21 protein-coding genes are annotated in these 19429 nt (G+C 70.6%); 12 read left to right on the plus strand and 9 right to left on the minus strand.

Translation table 11 applies throughout. The features are described 5' to 3' along the window. Positions 1-14 precede the first annotated feature (14 nt). Together ACQPYY_RS08540 and ACQPYY_RS08545 are read left to right on the plus strand one after the other, a co-directional pair. The gene (locus ACQPYY_RS08540) at positions 15-893 is read left to right on the plus strand and encodes a VOC family protein (protein WP_433593343.1); all 879 of its coding nucleotides are present in this window, start codon (positions 15-17) and stop codon (positions 891-893) included. Positions 894-934: 41 nt separating this feature from the next. Further along, on the plus strand, positions 935-1966 hold the full coding sequence (locus tag ACQPYY_RS08545; RefSeq protein WP_433593344.1) for a zinc-binding dehydrogenase: 1032 nt from the start codon (positions 935-937) through the stop codon (positions 1964-1966). On the opposite strand, the gene ACQPYY_RS08550 is transcribed toward ACQPYY_RS08545, so the two are convergent. Then, the gene (locus tag ACQPYY_RS08550) at positions 1957-2811 is read right to left on the minus strand and encodes a class I SAM-dependent methyltransferase (RefSeq protein WP_433593345.1); all 855 of its coding nucleotides are present in this window, start codon (positions 2809-2811) and stop codon (positions 1957-1959) included. The genes ACQPYY_RS08545 and ACQPYY_RS08550 overlap by 10 nt on opposite strands. A gap of 127 nt (positions 2812-2938) precedes the next feature. Continuing rightward, positions 2939-4657, minus strand: coding sequence for a nitroreductase family deazaflavin-dependent oxidoreductase (locus tag ACQPYY_RS08555; RefSeq protein ID WP_433593346.1), 1719 nt, complete (start codon positions 4655-4657; stop codon positions 2939-2941). Positions 4658-4769: 112 nt separating this feature from the next. On the opposite strand from ACQPYY_RS08555, the gene ACQPYY_RS08560 reads away from it, so the two are divergent. Beyond that, complete coding sequence (locus ACQPYY_RS08560) at positions 4770-5345, plus strand: TetR/AcrR family transcriptional regulator (RefSeq protein WP_433593347.1); 576 nt, start codon at positions 4770-4772, stop codon at positions 5343-5345. A gap of 24 nt (positions 5346-5369) precedes the next feature. Here the strand turns inward: ACQPYY_RS08560 and ACQPYY_RS08565 are convergent, their stop codons facing one another. The 6 genes from ACQPYY_RS08565 to ACQPYY_RS08590 all read right to left on the minus strand — a co-directional run bounded on the left by ACQPYY_RS08565 (position 5370) and on the right by ACQPYY_RS08590 (position 10462). Next, complete coding sequence (locus ACQPYY_RS08565) at positions 5370-6116, minus strand: short-chain dehydrogenase/reductase (protein ID WP_379101375.1); 747 nt, start codon at positions 6114-6116, stop codon at positions 5370-5372. Between the two features lie 29 nt (positions 6117-6145). After that, a complete protein-coding gene (locus ACQPYY_RS08570) occupies positions 6146-7009 on the minus strand; it encodes an SDR family NAD(P)-dependent oxidoreductase (RefSeq protein ID WP_433593348.1) in 864 nt (287 codons plus the stop codon). A gap of 130 nt (positions 7010-7139) precedes the next feature. Continuing rightward, complete coding sequence (locus tag ACQPYY_RS08575; protein ID WP_379101379.1) at positions 7140-7670, minus strand: PadR family transcriptional regulator; 531 nt, start codon at positions 7668-7670, stop codon at positions 7140-7142. A 42-nt stretch (positions 7671-7712) separates the two neighbouring features. Next, positions 7713-8582, minus strand: coding sequence for a ribokinase (locus tag ACQPYY_RS08580; protein ID WP_379101381.1), 870 nt, complete (start codon positions 8580-8582; stop codon positions 7713-7715). 24 nt (positions 8583-8606) lie between these two features. Beyond that, positions 8607-8945: a GNAT family N-acetyltransferase gene (locus tag ACQPYY_RS08585; RefSeq protein ID WP_433593349.1), complete on the minus strand. Its 339-nt coding sequence runs from the start codon at positions 8943-8945 to the stop codon at positions 8607-8609. After that, entirely contained in the window at positions 8942-10462 is a 1521-nt protein-coding gene (locus ACQPYY_RS08590) for an MFS transporter (RefSeq protein ID WP_433593350.1), read from the minus strand. The genes ACQPYY_RS08585 and ACQPYY_RS08590 overlap by 4 nt, the downstream gene beginning before the upstream one ends. Before the next feature lie 60 nt (positions 10463-10522). Between ACQPYY_RS08590 and ACQPYY_RS08595 the strand changes: the two genes are divergently transcribed. The 3 genes from ACQPYY_RS08595 (at position 10523) to ACQPYY_RS08605 (ending at position 14259) form a co-directional block, all read left to right on the plus strand. Beyond that, positions 10523-11791 (plus strand): glutamate-5-semialdehyde dehydrogenase, encoded by a 1269-nt coding sequence (locus tag ACQPYY_RS08595; protein WP_433593351.1) that lies wholly within the window; start codon positions 10523-10525, stop codon positions 11789-11791. A 73-nt stretch (positions 11792-11864) separates the two neighbouring features. Beyond that, positions 11865-12749, plus strand: a complete 885-nt coding sequence (locus ACQPYY_RS08600) for an AAA family ATPase (RefSeq protein WP_379101387.1) — start codon at positions 11865-11867, stop codon at positions 12747-12749. Positions 12750-12804: 55 nt separating this feature from the next. Next, positions 12805-14259, plus strand: a complete 1455-nt coding sequence (locus ACQPYY_RS08605; protein WP_433594597.1) for a vWA domain-containing protein — start codon at positions 12805-12807, stop codon at positions 14257-14259. 4 nt (positions 14260-14263) lie between these two features. Here the strand turns inward: ACQPYY_RS08605 and ACQPYY_RS08610 are convergent, their stop codons facing one another. Then, the gene (locus tag ACQPYY_RS08610; RefSeq protein ID WP_433593352.1) at positions 14264-14677 is read right to left on the minus strand and encodes a secondary thiamine-phosphate synthase enzyme YjbQ; all 414 of its coding nucleotides are present in this window, start codon (positions 14675-14677) and stop codon (positions 14264-14266) included. A gap of 127 nt (positions 14678-14804) precedes the next feature. Between ACQPYY_RS08610 and nadD the strand changes: the two genes are divergently transcribed. The 6 genes from nadD (at position 14805) to ACQPYY_RS08640 (ending at position 19429) form a co-directional block, all read left to right on the plus strand. After that, positions 14805-15437 carry a nicotinate-nucleotide adenylyltransferase gene (nadD, locus tag ACQPYY_RS08615; protein WP_379101391.1) on the plus strand — a complete coding sequence of 211 codons (633 nt, stop codon included), beginning with the start codon at positions 14805-14807 and terminating at the stop codon, positions 15435-15437. 25 nt (positions 15438-15462) lie between these two features. After that, positions 15463-15891 (plus strand): ribosome silencing factor, encoded by a 429-nt coding sequence (gene rsfS, locus ACQPYY_RS08620; RefSeq protein ID WP_357279582.1) that lies wholly within the window; start codon positions 15463-15465, stop codon positions 15889-15891. 5 nt (positions 15892-15896) lie between these two features. Next, entirely contained in the window at positions 15897-16547 is a 651-nt protein-coding gene (locus ACQPYY_RS08625) for a histidine phosphatase family protein (protein WP_379102169.1), read from the plus strand. Further along, positions 16537-17337 (plus strand): diglucosylglycerate octanoyltransferase, encoded by an 801-nt coding sequence (octT, locus tag ACQPYY_RS08630; protein WP_433593353.1) that lies wholly within the window; start codon positions 16537-16539, stop codon positions 17335-17337. The genes ACQPYY_RS08625 and octT overlap by 11 nt, the downstream gene beginning before the upstream one ends. Beyond that, a complete protein-coding gene (locus tag ACQPYY_RS08635) occupies positions 17334-18176 on the plus strand; it encodes a DegV family protein (protein WP_433593354.1) in 843 nt (280 codons plus the stop codon). Before octT ends, ACQPYY_RS08635 begins: the two co-directional genes overlap by 4 nt. 176 nt (positions 18177-18352) lie before the next feature. Continuing rightward, positions 18353-19429 (plus strand): helix-hairpin-helix domain-containing protein, encoded by a 1077-nt coding sequence (locus ACQPYY_RS08640; protein WP_433593355.1) that lies wholly within the window; start codon positions 18353-18355, stop codon positions 19427-19429.

The raw sequence follows: 19429 nt of genomic DNA on the forward strand, positions 1-19429 counted from the left end.
CGAGGAGTATCACCATGGCTGCCTTCGCCTCGCTCGGCTACGTGCGCGCCCACATCGCCGATGTGGACGCCTGGCGCGCGTTCGCCTTCGACACCATCGGTTTCGCCGAGGGCATCGGCCCCAATCCGGACTCCATCTACCTGCGCGTCGACGAGCACACCTACCGCCTGGAACTGGTGCCCGGCGACCGCGACGCGGTCATCGCCGTCGGCTGGCAGGTCGCCGACCGCCGCTCGCTGAACCTGGTGCGGGAGATCCTGGAGCAGGCCAAGATCGAGGTCACCGAGCTCTCGGTCGCCGAGGCCGTGAACCGGCACGTCGAGGAGGCCATTTCCTTCGTCGACCCGTCCGGCTTCACCATCGAGGTCTTCCACGGCCCGCTGCTGGACCACAGCCCGGTGGTCGGCAAGTTCGGCAACCGCTTCGTCACCGGCGACCTGGGTCTGGGCCACGTGGTGCTGCCGGTGCGCGACATCGAGGAAGCCCGCCAGTTCTACACCGAGGTGCTGGGATTCGCCTCGCGCGGCTCGTTCCGCGTCGGCCCGCCCGAGCACCCGATCTGGATCCGCTTCATGGGCGTCAATCCGCGCCACCACAGCCTGGCGCTGATCCCCGGCTCGCGCCCGGACGGCCCCGGCATCGTGCACGTCATGGTCGAGGTCGACTCGCTCGACGACGTGGGCCGCGCCCTGGACCGCGTCAACAAGGCCGGCTACCACCTGTCCTCCACGCTGGGCCGCCACACCAACGACAAGATGATCTCCTTCTACGTGCGCACCCCCGGCAACTGGGATCTCGAATTCGGTTGCGAGGGCATGCTCGTCGGCGACGACTACGTGGCCGAGGAGATGACCGCGGACAGCTACTGGGGTCACGAATGGGCCCGCGGCTAGGACAGTGAATTCTCGACGGTGACCCGAGGCTGGGAAGAGACATGCGCGCGGTAGTCATGCGGAACCGGAAGCTCGTCGTGGACGAGATTCCGGAACCGGTGCCCGGACCGGGGCAGGTGCTGGTCGAGACCATCGCCTGCGGGATCTGCGGGTCCGACAAGCAGGCCCTCGACTACACCGACGAGTTTCTCCAGGCCTCTCGCGACAGCGGGGTGCCGACCTTCCTGTTCGATCCGTGCCGGGACCTGGTGCTGGGCCACGAGCTGTCCGCCCGGGTCATCGGCGCCGGACCGGACACGCCGTTCGTCGAGGGACAGGCCGTGGTGGCGCTGCCCTGGGCGCTGGACCGCGCGGGCGGAATCCACGGCATCGGCTACTCCAACGAGTTCCCCGGCGGGTTCGGCGAGCGAATGGTGTTGCAGGCCATGGCGCTCGAACCGATTCCCGGCCATGTGCCCCCGCACGTCGCCGCGCTCACCGAACCCCTCGCCGTCGGCTTCGGCAATGTCGCCCGCACCGGCATCGGGCCGGACGGCACCGGCATCGTGATCGGTTGCGGCCCCGTCGGTCTGGGTGCGGTGGCCGCGCTGGCCGAACGCGGCGTCGCCCCCATCGTCGTCTCGGACCCCTCGGCACTGCGCCGCGAGGCCGCGCTGCGGATGGGCGCGCACCGGGTGGTGGACCCGGCCGTCGAGGATCCGGTGGAGATCTGGCAGGAGCTGGCCGCACCCGGCCAGAAGCTGCACGTATGGGTCTGCGCCTCGGTGCCCGGCCTGCTCAACGACCTCATGTACAAGGTGCCGCGCGAGACCGCCATCCTCCAGATCGGCGCGGTCATGACCGACGACGTCATCCGCCCCATCGTCGGCCTCTACAAGGACATCTCGCTGCAGATGTGCATGGTCTACCCGCAGGAGGAGTACGCGAAGACCTTGCGCCGCATCGCCGACGGCACCGTGGACGCCGCCTCGCTCATCACCGATCAGGTGGGACTGGACGGGGTCGCCGACGCGATCGAGTCACTGCGCAATCCCGACGACCACATCCAGATCCTGGTCCGCCCTCAGTTGTGAGCGCGCACCAATCGGCAGAAGTCCACGGGCGCCAGGCCATCCGTGCGCTGCCACAACGCGGCGTCGACCGCCTCGCGCTGGGAGATGTGCTCGGCGACCGTGAACCCGTGCTCGTTCAGCAGCGCCGTCACCGACTCGGGGGAGAAGTAGCTGAGCATGGGCTCGCCCTGCTGCGCGGTGGCCAGGCGGGCGAATTGGGCGAATACCCGGCCGGATTCGTCCTGTAATTCGTCCGGGAGTGCGTATTCCATGATCAGTTCGGTGCCGGGCGTGAAACCGGACAGGGTGTCCAGGGTGGCCGCGATGGCAGGTTCGGTCAGGTACATGGCGACGCCCAGCCAGCTCACCAACGAGCGGCGATCCGGGTCGAAGCCGTGGGCCTTCAGCTGCGCGGTCAGATCGTCGCGCTCGAAGTCGACGCCGACGAATTCCACTGCCGCCGTATCGAATCCGGCGTCGGTCAGCAGCTCCCGCTTCCACGCCTGCGTGGCCGGATGGTCCACCTCGTAGACGGAGACCCGCCCGCCGGGCGCGGTGCGCCAGGCGAAGGTGTCCAGGCCCGCGCCCAGGATCACGTACTGCTCGAAACCGCCTGCCGCCAGCCGCGTCTCGGTGTAGTGCGCGCGGGCGCTGACCTGGGATCGGCTGCCGCTGAGGACCGGGTGATCACCGGATTCGCGATGGTAGGCCACGAGTTCGGCGGCTCGCTCACCCAGCAGCGTCGCGGCCACGGTGTCGTGGAACAGATGCGGCGGGTGATCCACGACCAGATGCGCGGCGCGCGCCGCGGCGGCGATCATCGCGGTCCGGCTCGGGCCCTTGTCGTTCGGTGAGCCGTCGTCCATCGAATTTCTCCCATCGTTCGAAAGTCGGCGAATAGCCGTGAGATCCGATGGTAGACAGGAGAATTCGATTTCGCTTCGATCATATCACAAGAAAATAACTTTCCGGTGACGGTGAATCGTCATCGGATCATCGATCCGTGAAGGTGATCCGGACGGTCACCGGATCGCTCTCCAGGGCCGCGAACATGCCGCGCGCCAGCGGAGCCAGCAGCGGGTGCGGGGCGAAAGCGCGGGTGCGTGCCACCACATCGTCGTCGGGGAGCAGGGCGGCGGTGCCGGTCCGCCAGCGATCACCCTGGCGGACCCGGACATTCGGGTTCGCGGAGATGTTCAGCCCCCAGCCCGAGCGCATGCCGTGCTGGCAGATGGCCCAGGCGCCCTCGTCATCGAACAGCAGCGACACCGGGACCCGGCGCGGCTGCCCGGACTTGCGGCCCACGGTCTCGATCTCGCTGGCGAAGGCGGTGCGGATGCCGACCTTGTCGAGGGCGCGCACGGCCGGGTTCATGACCGCGCGGCCGACGGCCCGCTCGATCCGGAACTTGCGAGCGGCCCGCTCGGCGGCGCTCCGGGGCGCGGCGGGGCGCTTGCTGCGGAAGGCGTCGAAACCATTGCGGCGCAGCATGATCACCGCCGTCCGCCAGGGCGATCGGTCCGGATCGGGGGCGTTGCCCGCGCCGAGCAGGTGCAGCTGGTCGGTGTGCCACTGCAGGTCGATCGCGCCGTCCATGGCCTTGAGTCCGCGGTTGGCGGCCAGGCGCGGCGGCAGGCTCAAGGTGATGTGCGGGGACCGCAGGGCGTCGGTGCGCTCGGTGATCAGGTCGCCCGCTGCGGTGGGGATCACCGCGGTCGGGCGGCCCAGGCCGATCACGTCGCAGGCCCCCTCGGACAGCGCCTCGGACATGGCCGAGCGGGACCGGAAGCCGCCGGTCACCGCGATCGGCACCGAGCCCGCGGCCTGCCGGGCGGTGCCCGCGTAGTCCAGGAAATACGCCTCGCGGGCGCGGGTGCTTGCCGACGCGGTGCTGGGACGGTTCAGCATGGCGGGGGATTCGTAACTGCCGCCGCTGATCTCGATCAGATCCAGCTGCTCGGTGGACAACTGTTCGATGACCGCGCGCGACTCCTCCTCGGTGAAGCCGCCGCGCTGGAAGTCCGCGGAGTTGAGCTTGATGCCCACGCCGAACCCGGGGCTCACCGCCGCGCGGATGCTGCGCGCCACCTCGAGCACGAAGCGCCGCCGCCGTTCGGCGTCACCGCCCCAGGCGTCGGTGCGCTGATTGGACAGCGGGGACAGGAATTGGGAGACGAGATAGCCGTGCGCGCCGTGGATCTGCACCCCGTCGAATCCGGCGGCCTCGGCGACCCGGGCGGCGGCGCCGAAGCGGGCGACGATGTCGAGGATCTCGTCCTCGGCCAGCGCGCGCGGGGCCGGGATGCCGGGAATGCCCACCGCGATGGCGGAGGGAGCGACCGCGCGGGTGCGGGTGACGATCGGATTGGCCTGCCGTCCGGGATGATTCAGCTGCACCCAGACCTTCGCGCCGCCCTCCTTGGCGATCGTGGCCCAGCGGGTGAGCGCGGCCAGGTGGCGCTCGTCCTCCATGGCCACATTGCCGGGCTCGCCGCAGTGTCGCCGGTCGACCATGACATTGCCGGTGACGATCAGGCCGTAGCCGCCGCGACTCCACTGCCCGTAGAGGCGTTCCAGGCGCGCGTCGGGGGCATTGTCGCCATTCGCCAGTCCCTCGCTCAGGGCCGACTTCATAATGCGATTGCGTAGCACCTGCCCGCTGGCCAGGGGCAGGGGATCGGACAGGGTCGGCTGTGGGGCTGCCGGGGGCATGGGTGCTCCGATTCCTCGTCGAAGTGCTGATCGGCGGACTACACTCGGTAGACCAATCGGTATATCACTGACGGTAGTACACCGATCGGTATACAACAAGGAGGAATCGACCATGGGCGCCCGCGACCGCCTCATCGACAGCGCCATCGCCCTGATGCGCTGCAATGGCATCGCCGGAACCGGCATCGCCCAACTGCTCGAGCACAGCGGCATCTCCCGGCGATCCATCTACCTGAACTTCCCCGGCGGCAAATCCGAACTGGTCGCGGAGGCCACCCGCACCGCCGGCAAGGCCACCAGCGCGCTCATGCGTACCGTCACCGGTGGCACCGACCTCGCCAGCGCCATCGCGGCCTTCCCGGCCATGTGGCGCGAAGTCCTGGTCGCCAGCGATTTCGCCGCCGGCTGCCCGATCACCGCCGCGGCGCTGGGCCGCACGGAATCGCCGGAGGCCGCCGACGTGGCGGGAGAGACCTTCGAGGAGTGGGAGACCATCCTCGCCACCCGCCTCGAGGCCGAGGGCGTCGAGCCCGACACCGCCCGCTCGCTGGCGACCACCATCATCGCCGCCGTCGAGGGCGCGGTCGTCATGTCGCTGGCGAGCCGGACGACCGCGCCCCTGGAACGCGCGGGCCGGCAGATGGCCGACCTCGTCGCCCTGCACACGGCGACGAAGACGACCGTCTGAGCCTCGGATCAGGCCCGGGTCCGATCAGATCAGGCTGAGACCGCCGTCGATGGTGACCACGGTCCCGGTCGTGTAACCCGACCGGTCGGAGGCGAGAAACGCTGCCATATCGGCGATCTCGCGCGGATGGGCCGGTCGGCCGAACGGGAAGTCCGCGGCCATCTCCGCGAAGCGGGCATTGTGCTCGATCAGCGCGGTGATGCGGGCGGTCGCCACCGGACCCGGATTGATCCCGACCACCCGGATGCCGTCGCGCCAGCTGCGACTGCCCAGGGCGCGGGTGAAGGCCATGAGCGCGGCATTGCCGGTGCTGCCCGCGATGTACTCGGCATCGGGGCGTTCGCCCGCCGCGCCGATGACATTCACGACCACGCCCCTGCCCTGCTCCTTCATGCGGGCGTAGACGAGGCGGCTCAGGTTGATGTAGCCGAACACCTTCAGCTCCCACCCGTGCCGCCAGGCCTGCTCGTCGACCGCGGTGAGGGAACCGCCGGGCATGTCCCCGGCATTGTTGACCAGAATGTCCGGCGCGCCGACGACCGCCGCGAGCCGTTCGATATCGGCGGCCTCGCGCAGGTCGGCCGGGTGGGTGTGGACCTCGACGCCGTGCACGGCGCGCAGCCGCTCGGCGAGGTCGTCGAGCCGTTCCTTGCCGCGGGCGGCCAGGTGCAGGTGGCAGCCCTCGGCGGCCAGCACGCGCGCGATCTCCGCGCCGATGCCGGCGGACGCGCCGGTGATGAGGGCGGTCCGCCCGGTGAGTCCCAGATCCATGTGCTCGATTCCTGATTCAGTGGGCGGGTTCAGTGGACGGGGGCGGGTTCGATGCCGGACAGGCCGAGGGCGCGCTGGAAGACGCTGTCCCGCAGCCGGGCCGGGATACGGGAGAGCCACACGGCGAGCCGCGCATCGGTTCCCGCGACGTAGACGGCTTTCGGTCGCCGGGCCGCGACGGCGCGGACGATGGCGGCGGCCGCGACCTCCGGCGGGGCGTACCGCTGTCCGGCGGCCGCGGTGTCGAAGGCGACGAGCTGGCGTTCGTAGAGTTCCACCCTCCGCGGATCGGCCTGTGCCCGTGCGGATTCGGCGGCGGCGGTGGACTTGGCGAAGATCTCGGTGCGCATGGCCCCGGGCTGCACGATCGACACCGGAATACGCCACGGGGCCAGCTCGACCCGCAGTGATTCCGAATACGACTCCAGCGCGGACTTGCTCGCGCCGATCGGGCCGAGGAACGGGAAGGCGGCCCGGGCGCTGGCCGCGCTGACGTTGACGATGCGGCCTCCGCCGGCGCGGAGCAGTGGCAGGAACGCCTGGATGACGCGTACGGGGCCGTGCACATTGACCTCGAATTGGCGGCGCCATTCCTCGATGGGCACCAGTTCGACGGGGCCCTGCACGAGTACGCCCGCATTGTTGATGACGGCGTGCAGGCCGTGCCCGTCCTCGGTTTTGCCGATGTACTCGGCGGCCGCGGCGACGCTGCCGGGGTCGGTGACGTCGAGGGTGATCTGGGTGATGCCGGTGGCATCGAGCTCGGGCGCCGGTGTGCGGACACCGGCGTAGACGTGAAATCCCTTGGCGGCCAGGGCCTGTGCGCAGGCACGGCCGATGCCGCCGTTCGCGCCGGTCAGCAGTATGGCGCGCACGTTGGTGGGTGCTGTCATGGGAAGCCTCGGATCGAGTCGCGGTTGATTCGCAAATACCCGGGTACATGAACAAGGGTACATGTCCCAAGGGACATGTCAATGGATGCGAGTGCCCCTGCCGATGCGAATTCCGGTGTGGTGCGGTGTTTTACCGATCCTCGGCGATCTCGTCGCGCGCCCACTCCGCCCATTCGGCGAGCGCCTCGTAGAGCCGGATACCCGCCTCGACCGTGATCCGCTTGGACTTGGCGTGCGGGTCGTCGCCGAAATCGCCGCGGTCCTTGGCCAGCGCGAGCTCCCGGTACATGGCCGCGGTGTCGCCGAAGAACGTGGCCTCGCGCTCCAGATGCTCGTCCAGATCGGCGGGGTCCATCAGCCAGGAGAAGAACGACCGCAGCAGCGGTTCCACCCGCAGGGTGTGGTCGACCTCCTCCTCGACCAGCCAGCGACGCACCTCGGTCAGGCCCGACTCGGTGATCCGGTACGCCTTGCGGCCCCGCGCGCCCTCGCTGTCGATCTCGATCATCCCGGCCTGGGCCAGCTTGCCCAGTTCGGCGTAGATCTTGGGATGCCGGGCCGGCCACACCGGGCCCAGCGCCTCCTGGAACCGCTGGGCCAGGTCGTACCCGCTGGCCGGGCCCTCCGCCAGCAACCCCAGCAACCCATGCCGCAGCGACATGCCACACCCTTTCGTCGAGCCTCAGCCCATCATCACATTCGGCTATCGAGCGCCGGCCGCCGCGAGTACCGCCTCGACCTCGGCCGCCGCCGGAACCGATGCGCTGGCGCCCAATGTCGTGGTGGCCAGGGCCCCGGCCGCGCAGGCCCAGGCGAGCGCGGCCGCCGGGCCCTCGTGCCAGTGCGCGGCGAGCGCTCCGGTGAAGGTGTCGCCCGCACCGGTGGTGTCCACCACGCGCACCGGAAAACCGGGGTGGGAGAGCGCGAGTCCACCGGGACCGCGATAGGACGCGCCCGCGCCGCCGAGCGTGGTGACGACGTGCGGGACGTCGCGCAGCGCGGACTCCAGGCGCGCGGCCTCGCCCGCATTGACCACGGCGATATCCACCTCGGCCCAGACGTCGCCCGGAAGGTCCCGCACCGGAGAGGGATTCAACAGCACGACGGTGCCGTTGGCCCGCGCGTGCCGGGCCGCCGCGAGCACCGTCGGCACCGGAATCTCCAACTGGCACAGCAGTACATCCGCGCCCGCCACCGTCTCCAGATCCGCCGCGCTCAGCTCCGTCATCCGCCCGTTGGCTCCCGCCACCACGATGATGGTGTTCTCGCCGCCCGCGTCCACCACGATGGTGGCGATCCCGCACGGCCCGTCCACCTCCCGCAGCCGCGCGACCCCGACCCCGTCCTCCCGCAACACCTTTCGCAACGCGTCCGCGAACACATCCGACCCGACCGCGCCGACGAACTCGACCTCCGCGCCGGCCCGGCGCGCCGCGATCGCCTGATTCGATCCCTTCCCGCCCGGCACCAGGGCGAACCCGTCGCCCGACACCGTCTCCCCGGCCTCCGGCCGCCGGCCCACGGTCGTCACCAGATCCATATTGATGCTGCCCACCACCGCGATTCGCGCCATGGCCGGGACCCTAGTGCAGCCGGATCAGCCGAGGGCCGATTCGACGACGGCCTTCGCCTCCGGGGTCACCGGATCGACGATGTCGTCGAAGTCGTGATGCTTGTCCACGTACGCCTTCACGAACGGGCAGACGGGGACGATGCGGCGGCCCGCCGCGCGGGTGGCGGTGAGGGCCGCCGAGATCAGTTTCGAGGCCAGGCCCTGACCGCTGTAGGCGTCGTCGATCTCGGTGTGGAAGAAAATGCGCTGACGGCCGTGATCGACGTAGGCCGTCAGGCCCGCGCGGGTCTCGCCGACCTTGATGCCGAAGAACTGGGGGACGGTGTCGGTGGACTGGGTGACGGTCGGTTCGGTGGTGGTCATGCGCGCTCGCTTCCGATGGTCGGGGTGTGGTGATCGGGTTCCAGGGGTGGGCTCGCCACGGCGGAGAAGGTGCGGCATTCGGGCTCGCACTCGGGCGGGGCGGTGCGCAGGGCGTCGTCGCGGACGGTGAAGAAGGCCAGGGCGGCGGCCGCGAGCATGAGCACGGCGCAGGTCACGATGGCCAGGTGGAAGCCGTGCGCGAAATCGGGCGGGTTGGTGTAGGCGGCGCCGGTGAGGCCCGCGAGCGGCGGGATGGCGGCGACGCCGAGCAGACCCGCCGCGCGGGCGACCGCGTTGTTGACGCCGCTGGCCACGCCCGCGTGCCGTTCGTCGGCCGTGGCCAGCACGGTCGCCGTCAGGGGCGCGACCGCCAGGGTCAGGCCGAGGCCGAAAACCACTGCGGCGGGCAGGACATCGCGCAGGTACGAGGTGTGCAGGCCGACGCGGGTCATCAGCAGCATGCCCGCCGCCGCCAGCAGGACGCCGATGGTGATGGGCCGGCGCGGGCCGACGCGCTGGGCGAGCGCGCCGGAACGGGCCGAGAACAACAGCATCAGCACGGTCACCGGCAGCATCGCGGTGCCCGCGGCGATCGGATCGAACCCGGACACCACCTGCAAGGTCAGCACCAACAGGAAGAACACCACGCTCATGGCCCCGTACATGACGAAGGTGACCACGTTGATCGCGGTGAACTGCTTGGAGGAGAAGATGGTCACCGGCAGCATGGCGGCGGGGTCCTCGCCCGGGCGCGACCGCCGTCGCTCCACCATCACGAACGCCGCACCGGCCACGATCCCCGCGATCGCGCTGCCCCACACCAATATTCGGCTCGCGTCGCGTTCGGGAGCCATGGTCAGCGCGTAGGTCAGCCCGGCCAGGCACAGCGCGGCCAGGACCGCCCCCAGGACGTCGAACCGCCCGCGCGCGCCGGCATCCCGCGTCTCGGGCACGTGTTTGACGGTCACCGCGATCACCAAGGCGGCCAACGGAATATTGAGCAGGAACACCCAGCGCCATCCGGCCGCCTCGACCAGCCAGCCGCCCAGGAACGGCCCGATGGCCCCGGCCACGCCGCCCAGCCCGGACCAGGCCCCGACCGCCCGCGCCCGTTCCCCGGGTGCGAACGAGGCCTGGATGATGGCCAGCGATCCGGGTGTCAGCAGCGCGCCACCGACGCCCTGCAACGCGCGCGCCGCGATCAGCATCGAAATATCCTGCGCCGCACCACACAACGCCGAGGCGACGGCGAACCACACCACCCCGATCAGGAACACCCGCCGCCGCCCGTACCGGTCGCCCAGCGACCCGCCGAGCAGGATCAGTCCGGCCAGGGTCAGCGTGTACGCGTTGACGGTCCACTGCAGGCCCGCCATCGACGCGCCGAACTCGTCCCCGATCCGCGGCAGGGCCACATTGACGACGGTGGCGTCCAGCATGGCCATCCCCGAACCGAGGACGGTGGCCAGCAGAACCCATCGACCGGTGCCCGAGGACAACCGGATGCTCGCGGTCATGGGTCCAAGGTAACAACCTGCCCGCGACCGGCGTCGGAACGCAGTCAGTAATCTGTCGGTATGACTGCTCCCACGACCACCGACCGGGACGCCGTCCGCGAGGCGGTGCACAACTCGGCGCGCCGGGCTCGGGTGGCGTCGCGGACGCTCGCCCAGCTCACCACCGCGCAGAAGGACGCCGCGCTGCACGCCGCGGCCGACGCGCTGCTCGCGGCCGCGGCCGCCGTCCTCGCGGCCAATGCCGAGGACATCGAGATCGCCAAGGCCGGCGGCACCGCCGAATCTCAGCTGGACCGGCTGCGGCTCACCGAGGCCCGGGTCGACGGGATCGCGGCCGGGCTGCGGCAGGTGGCCGCGCTGCCGGACCCGATCGGCGACGTGGTGCGCGGCAAGACGCTGCCCAACGGCCTCGAGATCCGCCAGGTGCGGGTGCCGCTCGGCGTGGTCGGCATGGTGTACGAGGCGCGGCCGAACGTCACGGTCGACGCCTTCGGGCTGGCGCTCAAGTCGGGCAATGCCGCGCTGCTGCGCGGGTCCTCCTCGGCCGCGAACTCCAACGCCGCCCTGGTGAAGGTGCTGCGGGAAGCCCTTGCGGCGCATGGTCTTCCGGCCGACGCCGTGCAGCTGCTACCGTCCGAGGACCGCTCCAGCGTGACCCACCTGATCCAGGCCCGCGGCCTGGTCGACGTGGTGATCCCGCGCGGCGGCGCGGGCCTGATCAACGCCGTGGTGCGCGACGCGCTCGTGCCGACCATCGAGACCGGCACCGGCAACTGCCACGTCTTCGTCCACAAGGACGCGGATCTGGATATGGCCGAGTCCATCCTGATCAATGCCAAGACCCGGCGGCCCTCGGTCTGCAACACCGCCGAGACGGTCCTCATCGACCGGGCCATCGCCGAGGTCGCGGTGCCGCGCATGATCCGGGCGCTCGAGGACAAGGGCGTCACCATCCACGGTGACCTGCCGGGCCTGGTGCCCGCCACCGACACCGACTGGGCCGACGAATACCTGTCCCTGGACATCGCTTTGAAGGTCGTCGACGATCTCGACGCCGCCGTCGACCACATCAACGAGTGGGGCACCGGCCACACCGAGGCCATCGTGACCGCCGACCTGAAGGCCGCGCGCGAGTTCAGCGCCCGCGTGGACGCCGCCGCCGTCATGGTCAACGCCTCCACCGCGTTCACCGACGGTGAGCAGTTCGGCTTCGGCGCGGAGATCGGCATCTCGACCCAGAAGCTGCACGCCCGCGGACCCATGGGCCTGCCCGAACTGACCTCCACCAAGTGGATCGTGTGGGGCGACGGGCAGATTCGCCCCGTCTAGCGAAACCCGGCTTCGCCGGTTGGAATTGGGGTCCGGGCCTTCCCCCGGACCCCCGAAAGTAGGAGGACCGCCCGTGGCTCCGACCACCGCGCCCACCCAGGAGCCGATCTTCTCGTCGGTCGACGATGTGATCGAGCGGCTTGCCGGCACCGGCTATCTGGCCGACAAAGCCACCGCCACCTCGGTTTTCCTCGCCGACCGGCTCGGCAAGCCGCTGCTCATCGAGGGGCCCGCGGGTGTCGGCAAGACCGAGCTGTCCAAGGCCGTCGCCCAGGTCGCGGGCGCGGAACTGGTGCGGTTGCAGTGCTACGAGGGCGTGGACGAGGCGCGGGCGCTCTACGAGTGGAACCACGCCAAGCAGATCCTGCGCATCCAGGCGTCCTCGGAGAACGACTGGGCCGAGACCAAGGCCGACGTCTTCACCGAGGAATTCCTGCTGGAACGCCCGCTGCTCACCGCCATCCGCCGTGACGAGCCGACGGTGCTGCTCATCGACGAGACCGACAAGGCCGACGTCGAGATCGAGGGCCTGCTGCTCGAGGTGCTCAGCGACTTCACCGTCACCGTGCCGGAACTGGGCACCATCGCCGCGAGCCGCAAGCCGTTCGTGGTGCTCACCTCCAACGCCACCCGCGAGCTGTCCGAGGCGCTCAAGCGGCGCTGCCTGTACCTGCACATCGACTTCCCCGACGAGGAGCTCGAGCGCCGCATCCTGGCCAGCCGGGTGCCGGAACTGAAGCCCGCCGTGGCGGCGCAGCTGGTGCGGATCGTGCACGTGCTGCGCGGCATGCAGCTCAAGAAGCTGCCCTCGGTCGCGGAATCCATCGACTGGGCGCGCACCCTGCTCGCCCTGGGCGCCAAGGACCTCGACGACAAGACCGTGCGCGCGACCCTCGGCGTGGTGCTCAAGCACCAGGCCGACCACGTGCGCGCCCAGGCCGAACTGAAGCTGGCCTGACGTCATGGCGGGCACGGGCCGGGAGAACACGCCGCGCGGGCTGGTGTCGGCGGCCATGCGGGCCTTCACCAGCAATGCCACTCCCGCGAAACCGGTGACCACGGTCCCGGGGCCGACGGCGGAGCACGGCCTGCCGGGGCATCTGGTCGGCTTCGTGGAAGCGTTGCGCGGCCGGGGAATTCCGGTCGGGCCGTCCGAAACCGTGGACGCCGGACAGGTTCTCACCGTCCTGGACCTGATGGACCGTGAGGCCCTGCGCGAGGGTCTGGCGTGCGCGCTGCTGCGCCGCACCACTCAGCGCGCCACCTTCGACGGCATGTTCGACCTGTGGTTCCCGGCCGCGCTCGGGGAGCGGATCGGAGCCGAGGAGATCGCGCTGCCGGTCAAGCCCGACGGCTCGGTCGACATCCTCGAACTGCGGAAGATGCTGGCGGAGTTGCTGGTTCAGGACCCCTCCGGCGAGCAGGCGCAGCAGTTGCAGGCGCTGGCCGCGCAGATGGTCGACCAGATGGGCCAGTACCAGGCCGCCGGCGGGCCGTCCTTCTCCGCCTACCAGACCCTCAAGGACCTCCAGCCCGAACTGCTGGTGAGCAAGATCCTCGCCGGCCTGGCCCAGGGCATGGACAACTCCGACTTCGACACCGAGGTGGCCCGCCGGGCGGCGCGGCAGCGCATCAAGGACTTCCGCGGCACCGTGGAGGCCGAGACCCGCCGCCGCGTCGCCGAACGCATCGGCCGCGAACGCGTCGCCACCTACGGGGTGGCCCGCCAGGCCGAGGACGCCGACTTCCTGCGCATCTCCCAGAACGAACTCGACGAACTGCGCCGCGGCAGCCAGCGCCTGGCCCGAGTCCTGGCCTCCCGCTTGGCGGCTCGCCGCCGCCGCTCCCGGCGCGGCGAGATCGACCTGCGCAAGACCATGCGCAAATCCATGTCCACCGGCGGCGTCCCGGTCAACCTGGTCACCCGCAAGCCGCGCCCCGGCCGCCCGGATCTGGTGCTGCTGTGCGACATCTCGGGCTCGGTGGCCGGATTCTCCAGCTTCACGATGCTGCTGGTGAACGCGCTGCGCGAACAGTTCTCCCGAGTCCGCATCTTCGCCTTCGTGGACCGCGTGGACGAGGTGACCGGCCTGTTCGACGCCGCCACCCCGCTCGATCAGCTGACCCGCCGCATCTTCACCGAGTCCGAGGTCGTCGGCATCGAGGGCCACTCCGACTACGGCTCGGCCCTGGAGGGTTTCGCCGAGCGCTTCCCCGACGCCGTCACCAGCCGCACCTCCCTGCTCATCCTCGGCGACGCCCGCACCAACTACCGCGACCCCGCCCTGGATACCCTGCGCCGGCTCGTCGAGACCGCCAAACACGCCCACTGGCTCAACCCCGAGGCCGAGAAGATGTGGGGCACCGGCGATTCCGCCGCCAACCGCTACGCCGACATCATCGACATGCACGAATGCCGCTCCGCCCGCCAGCTCACCGCCCTGGTCGGCCGCCTGCTGCCTGTCTAGGAACTCAGCCGGCCAGGAAGGACAAACGCACCTGGCGGATCGGATTGTCGATATTGAGGTCGACCATCGCGATGGATTGCCAGGTGCCCAGGGCCAGTTCGCCGCGGAGCACCGGGATGGTCGCGTAGGGGGCGATGAGGGCGGACATCACGTGGGAGCGGCCGTGGCCGGGGGAGCCGTGCGCGTGGCGCCAGCGGTCGTCGGCGGGGAGCAGGTCGCGCAGGGCCGCGAGTAGATCGTCGTCGCTGCCCGCCCCGAGTTCGATCAGCGCGATGCTCGCGGTCGCGTGGGGGACGAAGACGTGCAGCAGACCGTCGCCGCCCGCGGTCACCTCGCGGAGGAAGGCCGTGCACTGCGATGTGAGGTCGTGGACGACGTCGCTGCGGCCGGTTTTCACTTCGATGAGGGTGCTCTGCATGACCACCATCGTCCTCCGGGGGCCGGGGTGAATCCGGGTGCCGCGTCCGGGAGATTCCGAGCGGCCGGTCCGGATCCGGGCCGCCGCTGCGCGGGCGGCGGCTCAGCCCCCGGTAAGCTCGCGTTTCGTGCAGACGAACGGCCGCCGCAAGCTGGGCGTGATGGGTGGCACCTTCGACCCCATCCACCACGGGCACCTGGTCGCGGCCAGTGAGGTCGCCAACCGGTTCGACCTGGACGAAGTGATCTTCGTCCCCACCGGACAGCCCTGGCAGAAGGGGGACCGGCCGGTCAGCCCGGCCGAGGACCGCTATCTGATGACGGTCATCGCCACCGCCTCCAACCCGCGCTTCTCGGTCAGCCGCGTGGACGTGGACCGCGGCAAGGAGACCTACACCGTCGACACCCTGCGCGACCTGGCCGAACAGCACCCCGATGCGGATCTGTACTTCATCACCGGAGCGGACGCGCTGGCCAGCATCCTCACATGGCAGGATTGGTCCGAACTGTTCGAGCTGGCGAAATTCGTCGGCGTGACCCGTCCGGGGTACGAATTGAATATCGACCATCTCGCCGAACACCTCCGCGACTTCCCGGAGGGCACGGTCACGATGATCGAGATCCCGGCCCTGGCCATCTCGTCGAGCGAATGCCGGCGACGGGCGGGGGAGGGCCGGCCGGTGTGGTACCTCGTCCCGGACGGGGTCGTCCAATACATATCGAAACGGCACCTGTACGTGTCGCAAGAGCGTGCATTGTGAAAGTGCGCAGGGAAGAGGTAGCAGGGTGACAGCATCGGCAGAAGCGGTCAAGATGGCGACGGTGGCCGCACTGGCCGCCGACGAGAAGCTGGCCGTCGACGTGGTCGTGCTGGATGTCTCCGAGCAGCTGGTCATCACCGACTGCTTCGTCATCGCGTCCGCGCCCAACGAGCGCCAGGTCAACGCGATCGTCGACAATATCGAGGACAAGCTGCGCGACGCCGGACACAAGCCGGTGCGCCGCGAGGGCACCCGCGAGGGCCGCTGGGCGCTGCTCGACTACGTCGAGATCGTGGTGCACGTGCAGCACGAGGACGAGCGCGATTTCTACGGCCTGGAACGGCTGTGGAAGGACTGCCCGCAGGTGGCGGTCGAGGGGATCGGCGACCCGCGGACCGCGGCAGCGGACCGGGACGCCACGACAGATGAAGACAAGGCTGGGGACGACGAGTGAGCAAGATGGCCGGCGTCCGCCGGTTGATTCTGCTGCGGCACGGACAGACCGAATGGAATGCCACCGACCGCATGCAGGGCCAGACCGATACCGAACTCAGTGACATCGGCCGGCGCCAGGCCAAGGACTGTGCCCCCGACATGGCGACCAGCGACCTGATCGCCATCGTCTCCTCCGATCTCAAGCGCGCCCACGACACCGCGCTGGCCGTCGCCGAATGCGCCGCCATGCCGGTCGTCACCGACCCGCGCCTGCGCGAGACCAACCTCGGCGACTGGGAGGGCATGGACCACCGCCAGGTCGACGCCCAGTTCCCGGGCGCGCGCAAGGCGTGGCGGCTCGACGCCCGCTTCACCCCGCCCGGCGGCGAATCCAAGCTCGAGGTCGGCGCGCGTTCGCTGCCCGTGGTGCAGGAACTCTTCGCCACCCGCGAGGACTGGCCCGGCCGCAGCGTCATGCTGGTCGCGCACGGCGGGCTCATCGCGGCCCTCACCGCGGCTCTGCTGGAACTGCCCGAGTCCAGCTGGCCCGCCCTGGGCGGCCTCGCCAACACCAGCTGGGTGCAGCTGACCAGCCACGGCCCCGGCATCGACCGGCCCGGCTGGCGACTGGACGTGTGGAACGCGGTCGCCAAGGCGGCTCCCGATGGCCTCTGACAACGGCGCCGACCGGCCGAAGAGCGAAGCGGCAGCCGACGATTCGGTGATCGAGACCGCGCCGCAGCGCAAGGTGCTGGTCGTGGTCGCGGACTCGCTGTCCTACTTCGGCCCCAAAGGCGGTCTGCCCGCGGACCATCCGCGCATCTGGCCCAATCTCGTCGCCGCCGAACTCGATTGGGACGTCGAGCTGGTCGCGCGCATCGGGTGGACCTGCCGGGACGCCTATTGGGCGCTGATCGGGGACCCGCGCGTGTGGGCCGCCGTGCCGAACGCCGGAGCGGTCGTATTCGCCACCGGCGGTATGGATTCGCTGCCCTCGCCGCTGCCCACCGCGCTGCGCGAGCTCATCCGCTACACGCGTCCGGCGGCCCTGCGCCGCCGGGTGCGCGAGGCCTACAACTGGCTGCAGCCGCGGCTGTCCCCGCTGGGCCGGCCGGTGGCGCTGCCGCCCAAGGTCAGCGTGGACTACCTGGAGCAGTCGCGGAACTCGCTGGCGCAGTTGCGGCCCGAGCTGCCGTTCGTGGCGGTGCTGCCGTCGGTGCACAAGTGCGAGGCCTACGCGCAGGTGCACACCGGCCGCGAACCCATGGTGCGGGCCGTGACCGCCTGGGCCGCCGAACACCAGGTGCCACTGGTGGACCTCGGAGAAGCCGTGCGCGACAACGTGTTCAACGGCCCGGCCAACCCCGACGGCATCCACTGGGGCTGGGAAGGCCACACCGCGGTCGCGCGGGCCATGGTCAAGGTGCTGACCGAGGTGACGACCGACGAGGTACACACTGCATGACCGTGGTGGTGGTGACCGACTCGTCGGCGAGTCTCCCGGCCGAACTCGCCGCCGACCTGGGGGTGCTGGCGGTGCCGTTGCACGTGCTGGTCGACGACCGCGAGATGCGCGAGGGTGTCGACGAGTGCGATATCGACTACGGGTCCTCGCAGGTCACCACCTCCGCCGCCTCGCCGGGTGAGCTGCGCGCGGTCTACGAGCGCGCGCTGGAGCTCAGCGACGGCGACGGCGTGGTGGCCGTGCACATCTCGCGGCAGCTGTCGGGCACCTGGGAGGCCGGACGGCAGGCGGTGCGCGATATGGATGCCGCCCACCGCATCCGGCTGGTGGATTCGCTCAGCGCCGGGCTCGGCACCGGCCTGCCCGTGCTCGCGGCCGCCCGCCGCGCCCACTCGGGCGAACCGCTCGACGTGGTCTACGACTCGGCGGTCGCCGCCGCCAGTCGTGGACGGGCGTTCATCGTGGTCAACCGGACAGAGCAGTTGCGCCGCGGCGGCCGATTGACCTCCGCCGCGGCCTTCTTCGGCTCCGAACTGGTGACCAAGCCGATCCTGCAGATCGTCGACGGCCGCCTGGAACTGCGTGAGAAGGCCCGGACCCGGTCGAAGGCGTTCACCAAACTCGTCGCCGCCGCGGTCGACGCGGCCGGTGAGGACGGCGCGGCGGTCGCCGTCCAGCACCTCGGCGCGGAGGAAGCCGCCGCCACCATCGCGGGTCAGCTTCGATCCCTCATCCCCGGCATCCGCGAGGTGATCATCACCGAGTTCGGACCGACCCTCGGCGTCCACCTGGGCGTGGGAGCAGTGGGCGCGCTGGTCGTCCCGGGCGGCTGCGGCTGACGGGGTCCCCGCGCACCGCGGGGACTGCCGGTCGGCCAGTGTCACCAGCTGGGGCGGGGTGACGCGGCCGGTGCTGGAAATCTGCTTGTCCACAACGAGTTTCTGTATCCACAGCCCGGCGAAAACCCCAGTTCGCGGTCCCAGCCGGCCCGGCCCCGGCTCCTACCGTGAGCCCCATGCCGCAACTCGACGAACGCACTCCACTCCAGCGCCTGACCGACCGCCCGGACAGCGAACCCCGTCCGAGCCCAACGGAATTCACCCCGGGACGCCCCCATCCCTCCCGCTGGGACGAGGACTCGCTCGACGACCTCGGAGACCCCGGCTCCGCCCCTCCCGCCTGGCTCTCCGAGCCGTGCGGCCCCGTCTCCCTCTGGCACGAACGCCTCGTCCCCGAACGCTTCCGCGGCACCCGCTGGGACCCGGGCCCGCGGGGTGTCCTCGTCCTCGCCGCCCTGGCCCTGTGCGCGGTCCTCTTCGCCGCCTACATCAGCCTGCGTGAAACCCCTGTCTCCCAGCCGGTCCCACCCATCGCCTCCCTCAGTGGAACAGCCCCCGCCGACCAGGACTCGCCGCCCGCCGACCCGGCAGCGCCCGGCGCCGACGCCTCGGCATCCCCGCTTGGAGCCGCCGTGCCCGGAGCTGCCGGGCCGGCGCGTCCCCTGCCCGGTGCAGGCGCGCCGGTACCCGCCGAGGCGCGGCCGTCCACCGGCCCGCAGGCGGATCGAAACCCGGTCGTTCCCACCGCGAATCCGGGTGGCATCGCGGGACCAGCAGAACTGGTGGTCAGCGTCATCGGCCTGGTCGAGCACGGCGGGCTCCGCCGCTTCCCCACGGGAGCCCGCGTCGCCGACGCTCTGCGCGCCGCCACCCCGCGCCCCGAGGCCGACCTGTCCACCCTCAACCTCGCCCAGCCCCTCATCGACGGCGACCAGATCGTCATCGCCCGCGCCGCGCCCCGCCCGACCCCCGACCGAGCCGTCAGCACCATCGTGAATTCCGCGGGGCACCGGTCCGGTTCGCCTTCCGCCCCCGGCCCGCCCCGCTCCACCGCCCCCGCCGCCAAGGTCAACCTCAACACCGCCACCGAACCCGAACTCGACACCCTCCCAGGCGTCGGCCCGGTCACAGCCAAAGCCATCCTCACCTGGCGCGCCCGCCACGGCCGCTTCACCTCCGTCGACCAACTCGCCGAAATAGACGGCATCGGCCACTCCCGCCTCAACCGCCTCCGCGACCGGGTGACGGTATGA

Source organism: Nocardia sp. CA-145437 (genome assembly GCF_050956485.1).
GTDB lineage: Bacteria > Actinomycetota > Actinomycetes > Mycobacteriales > Mycobacteriaceae > Nocardia.

Bases quoted from the DNA above. Each gene is read 5' to 3' on its own strand.
- ACQPYY_RS08540 (WP_433593343.1), top strand. From the start codon at position 15: ATGGCTGCCTTCGCCTCGCTCGGCTACGTGCGCGCCCACATCGCCGAT.
- ACQPYY_RS08545 (WP_433593344.1), top strand. From the start codon at position 935: ATGCGCGCGGTAGTCATGCGGAACCGGAAGCTCGTCGTGGACGAGATT.
- ACQPYY_RS08550 (WP_433593345.1), bottom strand. From the start codon at position 2,811: ATGGACGACGGCTCACCGAACGACAAGGGCCCGAGCCGGACCGCGATG.
- ACQPYY_RS08555 (WP_433593346.1), bottom strand. From the start codon at position 4,657: ATGCCCCCGGCAGCCCCACAGCCGACCCTGTCCGATCCCCTGCCCCTG.
- ACQPYY_RS08560 (WP_433593347.1), top strand. From the start codon at position 4,770: ATGGGCGCCCGCGACCGCCTCATCGACAGCGCCATCGCCCTGATGCGC.
- ACQPYY_RS08565 (WP_379101375.1), bottom strand. From the start codon at position 6,116: ATGGATCTGGGACTCACCGGGCGGACCGCCCTCATCACCGGCGCGTCC.
- ACQPYY_RS08570 (WP_433593348.1), bottom strand. From the start codon at position 7,009: ATGACAGCACCCACCAACGTGCGCGCCATACTGCTGACCGGCGCGAAC.
- ACQPYY_RS08575 (WP_379101379.1), bottom strand. From the start codon at position 7,670: ATGTCGCTGCGGCATGGGTTGCTGGGGTTGCTGGCGGAGGGCCCGGCC.
- ACQPYY_RS08580 (WP_379101381.1), bottom strand. From the start codon at position 8,582: ATGGCGCGAATCGCGGTGGTGGGCAGCATCAATATGGATCTGGTGACG.
- ACQPYY_RS08585 (WP_433593349.1), bottom strand. From the start codon at position 8,945: ATGACCACCACCGAACCGACCGTCACCCAGTCCACCGACACCGTCCCC.
- ACQPYY_RS08590 (WP_433593350.1), bottom strand. From the start codon at position 10,462: ATGACCGCGAGCATCCGGTTGTCCTCGGGCACCGGTCGATGGGTTCTG.
- ACQPYY_RS08595 (WP_433593351.1), top strand. From the start codon at position 10,523: ATGACTGCTCCCACGACCACCGACCGGGACGCCGTCCGCGAGGCGGTG.
- ACQPYY_RS08605 (WP_433594597.1), top strand. From the start codon at position 12,805: ATGCGGGCCTTCACCAGCAATGCCACTCCCGCGAAACCGGTGACCACG.
- ACQPYY_RS08610 (WP_433593352.1), bottom strand. From the start codon at position 14,677: ATGCAGAGCACCCTCATCGAAGTGAAAACCGGCCGCAGCGACGTCGTC.
- ACQPYY_RS08625 (WP_379102169.1), top strand. From the start codon at position 15,897: ATGGCCGGCGTCCGCCGGTTGATTCTGCTGCGGCACGGACAGACCGAA.
- octT (WP_433593353.1), top strand. From the start codon at position 16,537: ATGGCCTCTGACAACGGCGCCGACCGGCCGAAGAGCGAAGCGGCAGCC.
- ACQPYY_RS08635 (WP_433593354.1), top strand. From the start codon at position 17,334: ATGACCGTGGTGGTGGTGACCGACTCGTCGGCGAGTCTCCCGGCCGAA.
- ACQPYY_RS08640 (WP_433593355.1), top strand. From the start codon at position 18,353: ATGCCGCAACTCGACGAACGCACTCCACTCCAGCGCCTGACCGACCGC.